Source organism: Acetobacter oeni, assembly GCF_011516825.1.
Taxonomy (GTDB): domain Bacteria; phylum Pseudomonadota; class Alphaproteobacteria; order Acetobacterales; family Acetobacteraceae; genus Acetobacter; species Acetobacter oeni.
In genome coordinates this window covers 80,009-96,923 of the sequence record NZ_WOTA01000015.1, presented here as the reverse complement: position 1 = coordinate 96,923, position 16,915 = coordinate 80,009, and the positions used below count along the sequence as shown (strand labels likewise).

13 protein-coding genes and 1 tRNA gene are annotated in these 16,915 nt (G+C 51.9%); 8 read left to right on the top strand and 6 right to left on the bottom strand.

The features are described from left to right. Positions 1 to 125 precede the first annotated feature (125 nt). Both GOB90_RS11255 and GOB90_RS11250 read right to left on the bottom strand, forming a co-directional pair. Positions 126 to 947, bottom strand: a complete 822-nt coding sequence (locus GOB90_RS11255) for an ABC transporter ATP-binding protein (RefSeq protein WP_146887306.1) — start codon at positions 945 to 947, stop codon at positions 126 to 128. Further along, complete coding sequence (locus tag GOB90_RS11250) at positions 944 to 1,729, bottom strand: MlaE family ABC transporter permease (RefSeq protein ID WP_146887309.1); 786 nt, start codon at positions 1,727 to 1,729, stop codon at positions 944 to 946. Before GOB90_RS11250 ends, GOB90_RS11255 begins: the two co-directional genes overlap by 4 nt. A 381-nt stretch (positions 1,730 to 2,110) precedes the next feature. On the opposite strand from GOB90_RS11250, the gene GOB90_RS11245 reads away from it, so the two are divergent. Both GOB90_RS11245 and GOB90_RS11240 read left to right on the top strand, forming a co-directional pair. Next, positions 2,111 to 3,424: a UDP-glucose dehydrogenase family protein gene (locus tag GOB90_RS11245; protein WP_146887459.1), complete on the top strand. Its 1,314-nt coding sequence runs from the start codon at positions 2,111 to 2,113 to the stop codon at positions 3,422 to 3,424. Positions 3,425 to 3,548: 124 nt separating this feature from the next. Continuing rightward, positions 3,549 to 3,809: a hypothetical protein gene (locus tag GOB90_RS11240; RefSeq protein WP_173572056.1), complete on the top strand. Its 261-nt coding sequence runs from the start codon at positions 3,549 to 3,551 to the stop codon at positions 3,807 to 3,809. A gap of 92 nt (positions 3,810 to 3,901) precedes the next feature. Here GOB90_RS11240 and GOB90_RS18980 read toward each other — a convergent pair whose 3' ends face one another. The 3 genes from GOB90_RS18980 to GOB90_RS11230 form a co-directional block, all read right to left on the bottom strand. Continuing rightward, on the bottom strand, positions 3,902 to 4,234 hold the full coding sequence (locus GOB90_RS18980; protein WP_146887313.1) for a hypothetical protein: 333 nt from the start codon (positions 4,232 to 4,234) through the stop codon (positions 3,902 to 3,904). A gap of 485 nt (positions 4,235 to 4,719) precedes the next feature. After that, positions 4,720 to 4,794 (bottom strand) — tRNA-Val (locus GOB90_RS11235). Between the two features lie 103 nt (positions 4,795 to 4,897). Further along, positions 4,898 to 6,814 carry a M61 family metallopeptidase gene (locus tag GOB90_RS11230; RefSeq protein WP_146887461.1) on the bottom strand — a complete coding sequence of 639 codons (1,917 nt, stop codon included), beginning with the start codon at positions 6,812 to 6,814 and terminating at the stop codon, positions 4,898 to 4,900. Between the two features lie 190 nt (positions 6,815 to 7,004). Here GOB90_RS11230 and GOB90_RS11225 point away from each other — a divergent pair, with 190 nt between their 5' ends. Beyond that, positions 7,005 to 7,265, top strand: a complete 261-nt coding sequence (locus GOB90_RS11225; RefSeq protein WP_146887315.1) for a hypothetical protein — start codon at positions 7,005 to 7,007, stop codon at positions 7,263 to 7,265. Positions 7,266 to 7,411: 146 nt separating this feature from the next. On the opposite strand, the gene GOB90_RS11220 is transcribed toward GOB90_RS11225, so the two are convergent. Beyond that, positions 7,412 to 8,908, bottom strand: a complete 1,497-nt coding sequence (locus GOB90_RS11220; protein ID WP_146887317.1) for a malate:quinone oxidoreductase — start codon at positions 8,906 to 8,908, stop codon at positions 7,412 to 7,414. Between the two features lie 353 nt (positions 8,909 to 9,261). Between GOB90_RS11220 and GOB90_RS11215 the strand changes: the two genes are divergently transcribed. The 5 genes from GOB90_RS11215 (at position 9,262) to GOB90_RS11195 (ending at position 16,915) form a co-directional block, all read left to right on the top strand. Beyond that, positions 9,262 to 9,693, top strand: a complete 432-nt coding sequence (locus GOB90_RS11215; protein WP_146887319.1) for an OsmC family protein — start codon at positions 9,262 to 9,264, stop codon at positions 9,691 to 9,693. Between the two features lie 1,464 nt (positions 9,694 to 11,157). Next, positions 11,158 to 12,660 carry an exopolysaccharide biosynthesis polyprenyl glycosylphosphotransferase gene (locus tag GOB90_RS11210; RefSeq protein ID WP_242011963.1) on the top strand — a complete coding sequence of 501 codons (1,503 nt, stop codon included), beginning with the start codon at positions 11,158 to 11,160 and terminating at the stop codon, positions 12,658 to 12,660. Further along, positions 12,650 to 13,495 (top strand): WecB/TagA/CpsF family glycosyltransferase, encoded by an 846-nt coding sequence (locus tag GOB90_RS11205; protein WP_146887322.1) that lies wholly within the window; start codon positions 12,650 to 12,652, stop codon positions 13,493 to 13,495. Before GOB90_RS11210 ends, GOB90_RS11205 begins: the two co-directional genes overlap by 11 nt. A gap of 41 nt (positions 13,496 to 13,536) precedes the next feature. After that, positions 13,537 to 15,750 (top strand): GumC family protein, encoded by a 2,214-nt coding sequence (locus GOB90_RS11200; protein ID WP_146887324.1) that lies wholly within the window; start codon positions 13,537 to 13,539, stop codon positions 15,748 to 15,750. A 10-nt stretch (positions 15,751 to 15,760) separates the two neighbouring features. Continuing rightward, entirely contained in the window at positions 15,761 to 16,915 is a 1,155-nt protein-coding gene (locus tag GOB90_RS11195; RefSeq protein WP_146887326.1) for a glycosyltransferase family 4 protein, read from the top strand.

Sequence of the window (16,915 nt, the reverse complement as noted above, 5' to 3'; positions counted from 1 at the left end):
TATCGCCGCATACGTTTGTCCCCCCAAAGCCCGGGAAAACAGTCAGCACAGGCAGCCAGAAAGTACAACCCTCATTCGCCATCATCAGGGTTTAACTGACGACACGCCGTAAAATATGACGGCTGTTACCGCCGCAACTCCATCGTGATCGGTCCCTCACGTCGTCCGTGTGTGAACTGATCTACCAGCGGATTGCCAGAATTCATTAATGATGAGGCTGGTCCCTGCCAGACAAGCCTCCCCTTATAGAGCATCGCAGCTTCATCTCCGATCCGCTGTGCCGAAGCCATATCATGCGTGATAGCAATCGCCGTGGAACCCATCTGCTTCACACAATCGACAATCAACCCGTCAATTACCGCGCCCATGATTGGATCAAGGCCGGTCGTCGGTTCGTCGAAAAACAGTATTTTTGGCCTGTCTGCAATCGCCCGTGCCAGACCAACACGCTTCTGCATGCCCCCCGAAAGCTCCGATGGCGACAGATCGCCAACGGATGCATCCAGACCCACCTGATTCAGAATTTCTCCGGCCCTTATTTTTGCCTGTGCACGGGTCAGCCGCGGATGTGTCTCCGAATGTCGTCGTAATTCCGGTGCCAGCAGCGCGAAGGACACATTTTCCCATACCGTCAGACTGTCAAACAGCGCGCCATTCTGAAACAGCATGCCGATCTCGCCAATCATTGCCTCGCGTTCTCGCTGCGGGACTGACAGCACATTCCTGCCATCAATCTCGATTGTCCCCGCATCGGGAGTAATCAGCCCGAGAATGCAACGCAGCAGGACTGATTTTCCCGTTCCCGAGCCGCCAATGATGACAAAGGACGTGCCTTCCTCAACATCCAGATCGACCCCGTTGAGAACATGCTTGCTCCCAAAAGATTTATATAAACCCCGAATACGAATTTTCGGCGATCTGGCAGGGGAGGAGGCTTGCTCTGTCATTGCGCGAAAAACAAATCCGTCAGCAGATAATCGAAGGCGAGAACAAGGATGGAGGCGGACACCACAGCTGCGGTCGTCGCGCTGCCGACGCCTTCGGCTCCCCCCCGGCTGGTATAGCCGTGATAACATCCCATCAGCGCGATCAGAAAACCGAACACACCCGCTTTGACCAGCCCGACTGTGATGTCATTCGATTTCACGGTATTCAATGTTGCAGTAATATATGCAGCAGGCGAGAAGCCCAGCTTGGCTGTCGCAACCGTAAACCCGCCCGCGACGCCAAGAATATCCGCAACGACAACGAGCAGGGGCAGCGCAATAATTCCGGCCAGTAAGCGTGGCGTCACAAGATACTTCATCGGATTGGTCCGCAGTGTCGTCAGCGCATCAATCTGATCCGTCACCCGCATCGTACCGATTTCTGCTGCCATCGCCGCACCAACACGTCCCGCAACCATCAGCCCTGCCAGAACAGGTCCCAGTTCACGTGTCACCGACAGAACGACGATACTCGCGATCGCACTCTGTGCATGATACTGAGCGAAGCCGGTGTAGGATTGCAGGGCTATCACACCGCCTGAAAATACCGCCGTCAGTGCCACCACCGGAAGCGACAGAAACCCCGTGTCCAGCAGCGCTATCCCAAAGACCCGCCAGTAAAAAGGCGGGCGCACGGCATGAGACAATCCATCAAGCGCGAATAAAGCAATGGCTCCCGCGGAGCGAACCAGAGCAAAAGCGGCCCGACCGATCGCAGCGATAAAATCAAGAACAGCATTCATCCGATGCGATCAGTCCCCCGTGCAGCCCGCCCCGGGCCATGTTCCAACCATTGTATTTTCAGCGACCTGTAAACAGGCTCTCACAGTCCGCCCGCAAGTTATGCCGTAGCCCGAGACCTGCTTCCCGTCAAAATCCGCGTGCGGCTTTTGAAAATCATAATCAAATCGTGAAAATCTGTACTATTCTGTCCGCTTCGGGGCTCGTATACGGGAGAGTGCTTGACCCGGCGCTCACAGACAGGTTCAAGTCCGGTTATCCGGGTTGGGTATCAGTCCGAAAAAACGCCAGACAGAATACATTTCCGTCGGCGGCCAGAGTCCGATGCCGATTCCACTGGAAGGCCGCCAGAAGTCAGGAGGGATTAATAAGTGCGTATTGCGATGATCGGTGGCGGCTATGTCGGCCTAGTCTCCGCAGCGTGTTTCGCTGAATTCGGACTCGAAGTCGCGGTTGTGGAAAACAGCCCGACACGTCTGGCAGCCCTGCGTGAAGGCAGAATTCCTATCTATGAGCCTGGTCTGGACCGGCTCGTGGAATCAAATATGCAGGCTGGCCGTCTCTCCTTCGGAGACGACATCGCCTCTGCTGTCAAAGGGGCGGAAGCCGTATTTATTGCGGTTGGCACCCCGCCACGCAATGGTGACGGTGCTGCGGACATGCAATATGTCCATGCTGCAGCCCGGCAGATTGCCCACGCTTTGACCGGCTACGCAGTTATCGTCACGAAATCTACCGTTCCGGCTGGCACCAGTCGTCGCATTGCGGAACTCGTTCGCGAAGCGCGCCCGGATGCCGAATTCGATGTTGCTTCCAACCCTGAGTTTCTCCGCGAAGGCAACGCCATCGGCGACTTCATGCGGCCTGATCGCGTTATTGTCGGCCTCGACCGCACAGCCCCCGATGGGGGGGCTCGTTCCGAAGAAGTAATGCGTCGAGTCTACCGTCCGCTTTCTCTTATCGAAGCGCCGATTCTGTTCACCACGCTGGAAACGGCCGAACTGACCAAATACGCGTCGAATTCATTCCTGGCCGTGAAAATCTCCTTTATTAATGAGATGGCCAATCTCTGCGAAAAACTCGGTGCCGACGTACATGATCTCGCCAAAGGCATGGGCCTCGATGGTCGTATCGGACGTAAATTCCTGCATCCAGGCCCTGGTTACGGTGGTTCCTGCTTTCCAAAAGATACGCTTGCTTTATCGCGAATCGGTCAGGAAGCCGACAGTCCTTGTCGTCTCGTCGAGACCACGGTGCAGGTCAACGATGCACGCAAAATCGGTATGGCTGGTCGCATCATTGCCGCCTGTGGCGGATCGGTGCATGGCAAGACAGTTGCCGTGCTCGGTCTGACTTTTAAGCCGGAGACCGACGATATGCGCGAAGCCCCGTCGATTCCGATTCTGCACCGCCTCGCCGAAGCCGGAGCTGTTATTCATGCCTGCGACCCGGTTGGGAATGAGGCGGCAAAGCCGGTCCTTCCGCCTTCCGTACGATATTTTCCGGATGCTATTGAAGCTGCCAGGGACGTCGATGCTTTGGTCGTGCTCACCGAATGGACCATGTTCCGCTCCATCGCGCCCAAAACCCTGGCTGGCGCCATGAAGGGAAAAGTTATCGTGGATCTGCGTAATATCTTCGATCCTGTCGCCATGCGTGCCGCAGGGCTTGAGTATCAGTCTCTCGGTCGTCCATAACAGCGACGATAAGCGGGGTATGGAGCGTTAGAAAATGCTGCATACTCCGCCTGACGGCCTGTCAGTATGAAACATCTGTAACCGGCTAAGTTTTTTCAAAATGGCTGGTAAGGGAGGAATGGAAATGGAATGGCAGGCTCTCATTTCTCTTACGGTGTTTCTTTTCTTATCATTCATTCTGCCGTTTATCATTGCCATGATTATCGTTGTTCGTGATATCCGCGATGACGGCCACGCTGAACGGGATGCGCGGTTTCGTAAGGTCATTCTGCGTCAACCCATACAATTCATGCTTCGGGCTGAACTGGCAGATGAAGAAACCCGTCAGTCAGAGGACAAAAAGCACGGCGCCGCAGATCCCATGCGCTACCACCAGCGCGTTTAATGTGCTGTCCGGTAATTTCTGATCTGTATGGTCAATACCGCTTTCATAAAATAACGGCATCTGAAAGTACCGTTATCCCTTACTAAGCAGTTTCAGTCTCCGGTCGCCCGATCAATCGAGCGCCCGGCTTTTTCAATCGGTCCTTTTGGCGGATCAATCGTGTCCCGAACTTTTTCTCCGAAAGTCCTTTTGTGCGGTTCACAGGCTGTCAGCCCGAGGCAACACACTGAAATGGATAGGACCGCAGCAATGGTTAGGCGCATCAAACATTCTCCTGTAATGTTTCCTGTAAGAACATCCTCTGTCAGCGTGCCAGGGAGGCAATAGTTCCATCCATGGAATGGCTGCCTTAATATTTCAGGACGAACCCCGGCAGATGTTTTTTTATCGCTAAAGACGTCTGGGTTTTTTCTGTCAGCAGACATGCCGCAAGGTGGAAATGGTATATTTCGAGGCTCTGATCCGCGATCTGCTTGTTCATATGACGTCGGCAAACACGGATAGATTCTGTAGAAGTCGGCCGTCTGACTGAAGTTATTCAGTAGAATATCAGAGGAAGCATCGAACAGGCGTGGATCGATTGGAAATAGTGAAAGGCCCCTGCAAAGCAGGATATCGCTCTCGAAATTATGTGACTGCCTCGGAAAAAGCGCAGCTTTATGATGACAGGTTATGGAGAGAGTTTTCGCGTGGGCAATACGTTGAAAAGGCCGGTTAAAGATTATGAGCGATGTGTCTCAACTCCTGCATCCCTCACACCACCGATTTCAAAGACTTCATGCCCGGAAATGTCGCAGTTCTACCTACTTCGAATTGACCCGGAATATATTCATATGGACCGAAGTGAACCGGGCGGAACTTCTGGAAGACATTTTATTTCGCAGATAACCGCTGTTTTCAACATAAACCGTGGTGGGTGCGACAGGGATTGAACCTGTGACCCCCGCCGTGTGAAGGCGATGCTCTACCGCTGAGCTACGCACCCCGGTTTCGGTAAGCTCTGCTCATACCCAACCGCCTCGTCGGAAGCAAGCGCGAAGCCGGGTCTTTTGCACAAATTGTCCCGGCGCGATGCCCCTCCGAAAATTTTACTTCAGTGGCATCAGAATCGTTCCCAATACATCAGCCGAGCCTGCCACCCGTTCCAGATGCGGATAACGCAGCCCGAGATGATATGGAATCACAACGGTGCGGAAGCGGTCCCGCGTCCGCACCAGCAGCGTAAGCGGGTCTTTAGCCGGAACCTTCGCCTCCTTCACCGCATCCGCAAGATCATCGCCATCAAATGCCATCCCGTTCACTGCGACAATCGTCTCATCCACCGCAAGCCCTGCATTCCAAGCTGGACTATCCCATTCCACATTTGTCAGAACGCCCTTGCTGTCCACAGTGAAACCCAGAGAGAAATCAAAATTCCTGGCTTTTTTCAGCGCTTCAGCAGCTTTCAGATAAGGAGAGGCTTCCTCCGTCCAGACCAGCCTGTAACCGCCCCGTTTCAGTCCGTCGAGCGGCGCGTGAACACTCGGCCGGTCCAGCCGATCATGAAGAAATGATGCCCAGTCATAAGTCACAATCCCGTTCAGCGCCGATACCACATCGTCAAACGTGTAAGTTCGCGTCACATAACTGCCCGGATCAACCCCGAAAAACGTCTTTGCAAAATTATTCAGCGACTTCTGGCCGCCCGTTTTTTCACGGATCAGCGTATCCGCATCCAGCCAGATAAGCTGTCCCTCGGAGTAATAATCCTCGCTCCGCTGCCAGCTCCGCCAGGACAGAGGAGCCCGTTGCGCAATTATCGGATCATTCGTCGTATCCGCGAGTGGTCGCCAGGTCCGCCCGGACCGCCGATCATAAACAGCTGCCACCATCGCAATCGCATCCAGTGTCTGCGCAGGTGTCATCAGACCAGAACGGGCTGCCAGAACATATCCCCAGTACTGCGTCTGCCCCTCGTAAACCCACAACATCGACCCGCGCTGCGGTGTGTTGAAGTCGGGTGCCCACAGATCTGCCGGACGCCGGAATTTACCATTCCAGCTATGGGTATATTCATGCGCCAGCAGATCCTTCACCGGGAAGGTCTTGTCCCACTTTGTGAAATAGCCCTCCGGGCCGCTGTTTTCGCTGGACCGGTGATGTTCCAACCCGATCCCACCCAGTTCCTTTGTCAGTGCCAGCAGAAAATCGTAGTGATCGTAATGATGTGTCCCAAACAGCAGCCCAGCTTGCATCACCAGCGCCCGGTGCAGGCTGATCTGCGCTTCCGTCGCGGCCAGCCACTCCGGCCGATCCGCTACAACATTCAGCGCTACCGGCGTTTCACCAGAGCGGTTCAGGTCGATCTTGCGGAAAAACTGTCCCGCGAAAACCGGTGAATCCACCAGCGTATTGAACGGAACCGTCTCGAACGTGACCGTGTCTTCAACCGGTGCCTGGGAAGCCCGTAGAGCCGTTCCGTAATGCCAGCCGTGCGGCAGAGTCAGTTTCACGCTGTAAGGAATGTCCCGCGTAAAATATCCAGCCGGATACAGCGCGACCATGTTCCACTGCACGTTGACTATCTCAGGCGTCATCACCACACGTCCTTCACGCGGCGTGATCGGTGTCAGAATCTGAAAAGAAAGCTCCAGTTCCTTCGTTCCGGCTGGTGCCGCGATGTGAAACGTATTCACATTCACCGTATCCCGCACCCACGGAACAGGCTTTCCGCCCGATTTTATCCCTATACCGGCAAGCTCGGAAATCGGTCCGCCCGGGGAATGATGCCCGGGCAGCCAGGCTGGATACAGCAGAACGACATCGCCCCCTTTTTCGGTTACGGAGGAGGGCAGGGGCACACGCTCCGACACCTTCAGAACATGCCGGTCCAGATCCGTTGCCGTTACCACCAGCTCAACCGTTCCCGGATAGGCGATATCCTTCGCAGCAGGAATCTGCGGCGGTAAGGGCAGAGGCTGCGGTCCTTCGGAAGCCAGAGCCCCGGAAATAGTCCACACAGACATAGCAACCAGGGCCACAAGGCCAGACAATTCCTTATGCACACAGAGCCCCTGAATGAATTGAAAGCAGATCTGGCATGCAACCACGCCCTTCCGTTCCGCGCAATCCACAGCGGTCAGTGACTTCCGTCCGGCATCCCCGTAAGACAGTCACGCCGGAAAATCGCGGAAACGAAGTACCAGAGGAAGATCCATGCGCAACGGGACCAACCAGAATAATGCCCTCCTGGAGGTACTCATCCGGATCAACGGTGGCCGCACCATGCAGGTCAACACCTTTAGCTTCATCGGTGCGCTTGTCATGCTAGGTTTTGCAAACCTGCTCAGCCAGTTTGTTCTGAAGGTGAACCTTTCCTATCTTATCCCCTGGCTCGTCGGCGCTGCGGCTATCTGGTGTTTCGGTCCGGCTCTTATTCTCTGGGTCTGCACTGGCAGCCCGACCGGCAGACGGTAACCGAATCGGATCAATCAGTCCGTTGCGTTTCAGAGCAGCTTCGCTGACCGATCACTGCAACAAAACCGGCTTTTCACCAGGCGGGAGTAAGCAATGAAGATATTTGAAGCTTCCTCTTTATAATATCTCACCGCCTGGCGAGACTGTCAGCTTTCCAGCTGAAGTGCATCAGTCGTTTCTTTATGGATCTTCGCGCAGAAGTCCGGATTATCTGCAAGTTTCATGCCGTAGGACGGGATTATTTCTTTCAGTTTTTCCTCCCAGCCTGGAAGTTGTGTTGGAAAGCATTTTTTCAGCACGGTCAGCATGATCGGGGCTGCCGTGGATGCACCCGGTGAGGCGCCAAGCAGGGCGGCGACGCTGCCATCGGCGGAACTGATAACCTCGGTTCCAAACTGAAGCACGCCACCTTTTTTGGGATCGGCTTTGATGACCTGGACGCGCTGTCCGGCCACGATCAGTTCCCAGTCTTCGTCGCGCGCATCCGGCACGAAGTCGCGCAGCGCGCGCATCCGGTCCGTATTGCTCTGCATCACCTGCTGGATCAGGTATTTGGTCAGCGCCCAGTTACTCCGGGCGACGGCCATGATTGCGCCAATATTGTTTCCACGAATGGAAAAAGGAAGATCGAATAGCGATCCTTTTTTCAGAAACCGTGTCGAAAACCCGGCATAGGGACCGAAGAGCAGCGAGGCCTGGCCATTGATCATGCGGGTATCCAGATGCGGAACAGACATCGGCGGAGCACCCACAGAGGCTTTGCCGTAAACCTTGGCCCGGTGAGACGCGATCACTTCCGGGTTTTTGCAGCGCATGAACTGGCCGCTGACAGGGAAGCCTCCGACGCCGCGGGATTCGGGAATGCCTGTTTTCTGCAGCAGCGGCAAAGCCGCGCCACCGGCCCCGATGAAGACGAAACGGGTGGTGATCGTACGGTTCTGACCTGTGCTCAGAGTTTTGACCTTAATCTCCCATCGTCCATCAGGGATACGTCTGATGTCCGCTACTTCGTGCCCGGTATGGAGTGCGATACCAGGTTTTGTTTTCAATGCACCAAACAGGAGATGAGTCAGCGCACCAAAATTGACATCTGAGCCGGATGCGATCCAGGTAGCGGCCAGTTTCTGACCTCGAACCCGGTCTTTCATGACCAGTGGCATCCATTGTTTCAGTTGTTCCGTGTCCTCGGAATAACGCATTCCGGAGAAGAGCGGGTGGTCTTTCAGAGCTTCATAACGGCGACGCAGAAAATCAACATTCGCATTGCCCCAGACGAAGCTCATGTGGGGGATAGGCGTGATGAAATCGCGCGGGTCAGAGATCTGTCCGGTTTTTACCAGGAAAGACCAGAACTGCCGGGAAACCTGAAACTGCTCGTTGACGTTGACGGCCTTACTGATGTCGATGCTGCCGTCAGCTTTTTCGGAGGTATAGTTTAGTTCGCACAGGGCAGAGTGGCCGGTTCCGGCATTATTCCATGCATTGGAACTTTCCTGTGCCACGTCATCGAGGCGCTCGAACATATCGATTGTCCAGTCCGGCTGCAACGTGTTGAGGAAGGTGCCGAGTGTGGCACTCATCACTCCTCCGCCGATCAGGACAACGTCGGTCGAAGAACGGGCTTCGGGCGTGGCAGCACTCATGAGACTCTCCGGACACAGATAAGGCGCGACAGGCTGTGGAGCAGAATCCTTCACAGCCCGGTAATGCCCCCGACAGGGGCCTGTGAAGCAGGCATACCGAACATAGAAAATCGCAGCCACACACCGGTCAGGGTGGGCAGCAGGCATGTTTCGCAGGATATGCATACATCTTGCATGGGCTACGGTATGCACGCGAACAGCCTTTTCTGCGGCATCATCTCTTTGCGAGCAGACCGCCACAGACCAGTCCAGTTACTGGTCACCATCGCGTCAGGCAACCGCCTCCGATCGACGGCGTTCACCTCTGGACACACGTTTCAAGCCGTTCCGGGCATCAACAGGGGTTTACGATTATGACCATAAAAAAATTTGGCACTGCTCACTGGGAAGGTAAGATTAAAGAAGGCCGCGGGCTGATCTCGACTGAGAGTGGCGCCCTGAAAGACCAGCCTTATGGATTTAACACCCGGTTTGAGGGCAAGTCAGGCTCCAATCCGGAAGAACTGATCGGCGCGGCGCATGCGGCCTGTTTCACGATGGCGCTGTCCCTTATTCTGGGTGATGCAGAGTTAACGGCAACAGCACTTGATACAAAAGCAACAGTCTCGCTTGAGAAGCAGGATGGTGGATTTGCGATCCCGGTCATCCATCTGGACCTGACTGGAGTGGTGCCAGGAGCGACGCAGGAAAAATTTGCGGAACTTGCACAGAAGGCGAAAGCCGGTTGCCCGGTTTCAAAACTGTTTAAGGCCGACATTACGCTGGATGTGAAACTGCAGGGGTGAATCCTGTAAGTATGGTCCGATCGCGGTTTTGATGAGTAATAAAAATGGCCCGGGATTTATTTTTCGGGTCATTTTTGTACGCGCAGCGCTGCTAATGTGATAAAATTTAAGTGTAATTTTATCTGCCGATTAAGGGAAGATTGTTCGGGCGGACTGCTGTGGCGGATCGTGTTGTATGCCACTGTCGCACAATAGTGAAAAAATGCTTTGTGATTTTTTATAAGCTGAAGTCATTCTCATTTTTTGAGTTACATACAACGGAAGGGGAGGGCGCCATGATTGCTTATGTTTTGCCAGGATAAATTATATGGAAGTAAGATGAGTTTATTTTCTAAAAATAGTATCATAAGATCGTAAAAGCGGGCTGTGGGTGCTATGTATTCCGAATGCAAAACTATAATAAATTTGTATAATATATCAGATGATCTACGTAATTTTATAATTAAATATTATTTTTTATGGTAGTATTCTGTGTTTTTTAACACTATTAATTAATGGAAGGCTGTAATGATAGCGAGTTAAACATTATTTTTTCTTTTATTCCGGTCTTCGAAAGTCGGGGTGGCTAAGTTTTCAGGAGTAGCGGAGCCTTTATCTGTTTACGATGTAATATCGATAATTTGCATGTTTTAGTCCTCTATAGAAAATTGAAATCACAAAAATAAGATTGTAAAAAGAGCTTTCCTGAATTTTGTATTTGTACATTTCGTTATTTTTTCTGGTAATTTGTGGTTTGGAAGCTGTCTGTACATATGTGGATGCTATGAGAGAACTCATCAGATAAGTGTAGTAGTAACATACGATGGGCTATTGCGGGTGGCGTAACAGGTGGAGAAGAGCCTCAATGCAAAGCCGCGGGGGGGGGTAATTCAGATGTCTGCCTGAGCAGGGTATAAAGAAAAATTGTCTTTACTCGGGAAAGTCCGGGGTGCCTGTCGACTGCGAGTTACCTAAGGCATCGAGCTGGTCTGTTTGGGTGTCTGGAGATGTTGACGAAGTGCAGCTAAGTTTTATCAGGTGATTGCGGGTTGGTAAAAGTGATAATGAAAATACCCTCCGGATAGTTCATGAAGTGTTTTTCGGCCTGCCGGTGGTTTTTATAACTCAGGTGCTCCGGCGGAAATAATGTCGGGCGGAAGGAAGAGTTGATAACGAAAAGCCATAGTAGCTTCCTTTCATTGTTTTCCCCAGTCGTTTGCTGGCTGGTTCTGTGGCTGATCAACTGAGTGATTGGTTCTTCTGTGTGTTGTGTGAGTCTCAATGTATCAGAACTGGCATCGCTGCATATTGTGCGAACTGCGAAGTGTGGGGGGCTTTTCCTTTGTTGTCGAAAAGATTGCATCGAAACGGTGTGGAGACTAAAGGTCTGATTCGGGCCTTTCAGAAACTCTTAGTAATTTCATTTTGGGTGGTCCATAATGACCTTATGCGATCACAGAGCGCTGGATTGGAGAACGCTTGGTCATGAGTGACCGTTTAGTGCTCGCAGACAACACTTCGGCTCTTCCTGAAGGCAGCGATTCTGCTCTGCTGACTCGTGCCGGGCGACAATTGCTGCGTGAACCTTATCCCTATTATAATTTTATGCTCGCGATGGTCGTGTCCTGGCTGGACAGAGCGTCCGTGCTTTTGGGAACAACCATTGCTGGGTCAGTTGAAGTCTCGTGCTTTCCGTCATCTGTAAAATCTGCTGTTGTTTTCAGTGGTATTGTTACTGTGCTTGTTTTTGGCTTTCTTCCGAAAAAAAGAAGTCTGCTTGCTTTTCCAAAAATCAGGCGCTTTAAGGCGCAGGTTCGTTATTTTTCAGTTGTTGTTTTATTGTCATTTTTAGTCAATGTATTGATAATGTCAGCATTTTCTGATTCATTTAGTGAATGTCTGGAATTATCATCTGTCTGGCTTGGGTGTTGTTGTTGTTTCCTTTTTATAGAAAGATTGATTCTTACATTTATTCTTTATCAGCCAGCGGTTGTGGCGAAATTGCAAAGGAAAATCGCTGTTGTAGGCGTGGGCAGTGTGGCTTTTCATCTGGCGAAGCGTATTTCCTGTGATGCCGGTCATACTTACGGGCTGTATGGCGTATTTAATGCGTCAGTCGGAGACGGGGCAGATGGACGTTTTAGCGGTGGACTGGATGATTTAATCCATCGTAGCCGTCGTGATCCGCTTCATGCGATTATTCTGGTATGTTCGGATGCTAACTCTGAGGATGAGTTTATAAAAGAGGCTGGACTTAAATTGCGCCCGGTCTTGTCTGATATCTACGTCATGCCCTCTGTGAATGACAGCATCGATGGATCTATGCCGGTTGAATATTTGGGGCCGGTAGCTCTTCTTGTTTTGCAGCGGCGGCCTTTGACGGATTTTCAGATATTTGAAAAATCTGTTCTTGATTTTTTTCTCGCAATTTTTGCTATTATTTTTCTAACGCCACTTTTTGTTTTAGTTGCTGTAACTATTAAATTAGATTCGCGTGGTCCGGTATTTTTTCGACAGCCCAGGCTGGGAAAGAATGGACGTGAATTTATGGTATATAAATTTCGCTCGATGCATGCGAATATGTCGGACGTTATGGCTGATCGTCAGACCAGCAGAAACGATCCTCGCGTTACTCGCATAGGCAAGTGGCTCCGTAAGCTGAGTATAGATGAAATTCCCCAGCTGTTTAACGTCGTTCAGGGTGACATGTCGCTTGTGGGGCCACGACCTCATGCGCCACATACGCGCGCGGGTGGTCAGCTTCTGGATGATGCGCTGGCTGAATATGTGTTGCGTTATCATGTAAAACCCGGGATTACCGGTTGGGCACAAATCAATGGTGCTCGTGGCGAACTGGTAACCCTGGAAGACCTGAAGAAACGTGTAACCTATGATCTTGAGTATATCCGTCGATGGTCAGTTTTTTTTGATATAAAAATCATGGTTCTGACTGTCGTCAGGGAGGTGTTCAGTCGTCATGCGTTCTGATAGCAAAGTAATAAATGCTTCCTGTGGTGATGAGGTAACTCTTCCAGGATATGGTTTCCCGGTTATTGTGTTGATGGGGCTAAAATTAATAGATATTCCCAGAAAGGATCTTGAGTGTCTTCTGGTATCGGCAGTGAGGTCGGGTCAGAAGTTGCGTGTTATAAATGCAAATGCGCATTGTGTAACAATTGCTCAGCGTCTTCCCTGGCTCCGTGAACTTTTCCGGAATGCCGAGATAGCATTTTGTGATGGAGCCGGTGTTCAGCTCGCTTCATTATTCCTGAATGGAAAGCGTTTGCATCGAACGACACCGCCTGAGTGGGTGGGGAACGTTTTGCAGCAGCTTGGTCCGGAGGCCTCGGTATTCTGGCTTGGCGGTGAAGAGCATGTTGTGGCTGAAGCGGCAGATATTTTCGCGCGCAGATATGGTTGTCGTACTGCTGGCTGGCGGAATGGATTTTTTGATGTGAATCCCGATTCGTACGATTCCAAGGCTTTGCTTGCTGAAATCTGGCGAACGCGGCCTTCTGTTCTTCTTTTGAACATGGGGATGCCACGTCAGGAAAAATGGTTGTGGGATAACTGGGATAAATTGCCGCCTCTTGTTGCTATAACAGCCGGAGCTCTTGTTGATCATGCGGCGGGACGTGTAACACGACCACCACGCTGGGTGGCGAATCTTGGTATGGAGTGGCTGGTGCGGTTGAGCCGGGAGCCACAGCGACTCTGGCGTCGATACATTATTGGCCTTCCTGTGTTCGGATTATATGTTCTGCGATATAAAATAGTCGCAATGTTTAAAAAATCGGATGGCCATCAAGGGGTGGCCAGATGATATTACGTCGGAAACCGGCCGTTAGAAAGGCGTAAACTGAGATGCTTGAAAGCGCCGTGGAGCGTTCCTTTGATCAGGCGGCAATCCCCCTGCACCCTGATCAGGATGAAGGCGGTGCTCATGCCGTCGCCTCTCGTTATATTGGTATGCTCCGTCGGTACAGGCGACTATTTGCAATCGTGTTGTTAGTAGTTCTGATTCTCGGCACTTCCGCTGTTTTATCATTGCGCCGATCTTATATGGCGACAGCCACGGTGGTTGTGACGACCCATGTAGCCGATCCTCTTAGTCAGACATCGGATGGTGGCAGTGCTTCGCTGGAAGATGATGAACTTGCGACTCAGGGGGCGCTCATTCAGTCGCGGGATGTTGCTGCAATGGTTCTCAGGCAATTGCCTGAACAGCCCGCCCGGCCGTCTCACAACTGGCGCCATTTCCTTTGTGAGCACGGTCTGCATTTTGCATGTGGTGCAGCTTCATCATCCACGAGTAACAGCGCAAATGCTCTGGACCGTGCAATAGACGGGCTTCTGGCGTCAGTGACGGTCGAGCCTCAGCCGCACTCACGCGTGATTAATGTTAGTGTAAAGGCTGATACCGGTGAGCGGGCGGCTGCCATTACAAATGCTTTTGTAACGAATTATCAGCAACTGGCACTGGCGCAGCGACAGAGCGATCTTCGACATGAGGCAGACTGGCTGGATGAGCGGACGGCTGCTCTTCGCCAGCGGTGGCTTGAGGCCGAGAGAGTCTCCAGTAATTATAATGCCCAGCATGGGCTGGTGAATACGAGCGCGAATTCGCCGCTTGTCGAGCGCCAGATTTCCGACATGGCGGCCAGTCTCGGGCAGGCGCAAAATCGTTATGCCACAGCGCAGGCCCGGGTGATTGCTCTCAATGCCGCGATCAGTGGTGGTGATCCGAGTGCAATGATTTCACTGGGCGAACAGCCGCTTCTTGTGGCATCGGCGAGTGCCCTGATGCAGGCTGAGAGTGCCCGGGCACAAAAGGCGTCCTCATTCGGACCTAACCATCCCGATGTGCTGGCGCTTGATAAGCAGATTGCGGGCGCCAGTGCTCAGCTTCAGATGGAAACCCGTCGCGCATTAACATCAATCAGGGGCGAACTGGTGTCGGCAAAGGCCGATGTTGATGAATTAACCCGTTCGATGGCAAATCTTCAAACGCAGTCTGCGGGACAGAGTGGCGCTCAGGCTGAATATCGAACGCTTCAGCAGGAATCTGAGAGTGCGCGTGGTGTTTATGAAGCGTTTCTTGATCGCGCTAAAGAACTGACTGACCGGGTGGCGTTACTTCAGCCGCCAGTTGCATTTGTTTCTCATGCAGCTGCTCCGGCAGCTCCAACGTTCCCAAATCGTAAAAAATTGCTTATGGGAGTGGCCGTGCTGGCGTTTGTCGCTGCAACGAGTGCTGTTGTTTTGAGGGCGTTGCTTTCTCCGGGATTTGTGAATATCGACGATCTGCGTAATTTCTCGGGTCTTCGGCTGCTGGCGATATTGCCGATGATCAAGGGGGCACGGAAAAAGAGTCTTGCGAGATTTATGCTGGATCATCCTTTTTCGCAGACGGCGGAGGCTGTGCGTGGGTTGTCGGCGCAGCTGTCTCTTTCTGGTGCGGGTCACCGGACCGGAACCCAGATTCTGGCTGTAACGTCCGCAACTCCTGGTGACGGTAAAACCACAGTGGCAACGTGGCTTGCGACTGCCCTGAAGGGGGCAGGGCAGTCTGTGTTGCTTATCGATGTGGATTATACCCGTTTCGGAACATCCGGTGGCGTCGCGGGTACAGCGCGAAAAGGATTTGCCGATATTATCAGCGGACGTATGGCCACACAGGACGTCATCGTAAAAGATGATATTACAGGTGTAGACATACTTCCTCCAGGAGAAATGCGCATCAGTTCATTTGATCCTGCGGAAGTGACACAGATACAGGATTTGTTGCACGACCTTTCTCAGACTTATAAAACAATTATTATCAATGTTCCCCCCCTTGCTGTAGCTCTTGATGGGCTCATTATGGCTTCAATTGCTGACCAGACAATTTTTGTTTGCCGGTGGGCGCGGACTTCCCGGGCTGTTGCTGCGGCTTCTATAGAGCGACTGCGTGTTTACGGTGCCCGGATGGCGGGTATAGTACTGACGAGTGCCGAAGAAAAATCAGCTAATCTTCTTTGTGTATCGCCTGCGACAAGAAGTGAAGTCAGGCTGATCGCAAGTGGTTACAGGAACTGAAAGTCTCTGCGTGAAAGTTGTTCATATCGTTCGGCAATTCAGTCCGTCAGTTGGTGGTCTTGAGGATGCTGTTCTGAATCTTGCGGTACAGCAGCGGAATATGGCTGGTGTTGAAACGCGCGTTATCACGCTGAATACCGTTTTTAATCGTAAAGGCACTTTAGCGCCCCGCGACTCAGTGGATGATGTGCCGGTAACGCGAATTCCATGGTGTGGATCAAAGCGCTATCCGATTGCTCCTTCTGTAATCCTGCATTTGAAGCAGGCAGACATAATTCATGTACATGCTATTGATTTCTTTTTTGATTTTCTTGCTCTGTGCCGCCGTACTCTTAGTGTTCCTATGGTGGTGTCGACCCATGGAGGGTTTTTTCACAGTGGTGATTACTCTCGCTTGAAGGAAATCTGGTTTAATACTATTACCCGCGCTAGTGCTCATCAGTATTCTAAAATAATTGCATGCAGTGAAAATGATGCTGAAATATTTTCTTCAATTTCTGGCTCACGTCTGATTACAATTGAGAATGGAATTAATCAGATAAAATTTCGTGATGCATCTTCCCAAAGACCTTGTCGGACACTTATTAGTTTTGGTCGTTTTTCTCCACATAAGCGACTGGACTTGCTCTTTCCATTACTTGCGGCGCTTCGGAAACTTCAGCCTGAATGGCAATTGATTATCGCCGGACGCCCGGCAGAACTGGGTGTTGAGGACCTCCGCAAGATGGCGGATAAAACCGGGGTTGCGGATGGTGTAACTATTGTTTCCGATCCGGATGATGTGGATTTGCGGGAAATGCTGAGCACCGCAACATGGTTTGCGAGCCTCTCCGAACATGAAGGATTTGGTCTGGCGGCAGTGGAAGCTTTATCGGCAGGATTGATTCCGGTACTGAGTAATATTGCTCCATTTCGCCGCCTTACCGAGCGGACAGGCGTCGGTTTTTTAGCTGAAACAGCAGATTTTGATGCAATCGCAAGTGAAGTGGAATTATGTCAGAGCGGCGATCCCGCGCGGTTGCGATATTTACGTGAAAAAGCAATTGAAGGTGCACGATTGTATGACTGGCGGGATGTGGCTGTGCGCTACGTAGATGTCTATCGCGATGTGCTTGGGCGGTCGGCTGGGTTCCTAAAAGGAATCATGGATGATGGGCTAACATGA

Excerpts from the sequence above, each read along its gene's own strand:
- GOB90_RS11220 (WP_146887317.1), bottom strand. The coding sequence starts at position 8,908 with ATGAGTGCTGCCACGCCCGAAGCCCGTTCTTCGACCGACGTTGTCCTG.
- GOB90_RS18980 (WP_146887313.1), bottom strand. The coding sequence starts at position 4,234 with ATGTCTGCTGACAGAAAAAACCCAGACGTCTTTAGCGATAAAAAAACA.
- GOB90_RS11240 (WP_173572056.1), top strand. The coding sequence starts at position 3,549 with ATGGAATGGCAGGCTCTCATTTCTCTTACGGTGTTTCTTTTCTTATCA.
- GOB90_RS11210 (WP_242011963.1), top strand. The coding sequence starts at position 11,158 with ATGAGTGACCGTTTAGTGCTCGCAGACAACACTTCGGCTCTTCCTGAA.
- GOB90_RS11245 (WP_146887459.1), top strand. The coding sequence starts at position 2,111 with ATGATCGGTGGCGGCTATGTCGGCCTAGTCTCCGCAGCGTGTTTCGCT.
- GOB90_RS11230 (WP_146887461.1), bottom strand. The coding sequence starts at position 6,814 with ATGTCTGTGTGGACTATTTCCGGGGCTCTGGCTTCCGAAGGACCGCAG.
- GOB90_RS11250 (WP_146887309.1), bottom strand. The coding sequence starts at position 1,729 with ATGAATGCTGTTCTTGATTTTATCGCTGCGATCGGTCGGGCCGCTTTT.
- GOB90_RS11255 (WP_146887306.1), bottom strand. The coding sequence starts at position 947 with ATGACAGAGCAAGCCTCCTCCCCTGCCAGATCGCCGAAAATTCGTATT.
- GOB90_RS11225 (WP_146887315.1), top strand. The coding sequence starts at position 7,005 with ATGCGCAACGGGACCAACCAGAATAATGCCCTCCTGGAGGTACTCATC.
- GOB90_RS11200 (WP_146887324.1), top strand. The coding sequence starts at position 13,537 with ATGCTTGAAAGCGCCGTGGAGCGTTCCTTTGATCAGGCGGCAATCCCC.
- GOB90_RS11205 (WP_146887322.1), top strand. The coding sequence starts at position 12,650 with ATGCGTTCTGATAGCAAAGTAATAAATGCTTCCTGTGGTGATGAGGTA.
- GOB90_RS11215 (WP_146887319.1), top strand. The coding sequence starts at position 9,262 with ATGACCATAAAAAAATTTGGCACTGCTCACTGGGAAGGTAAGATTAAA.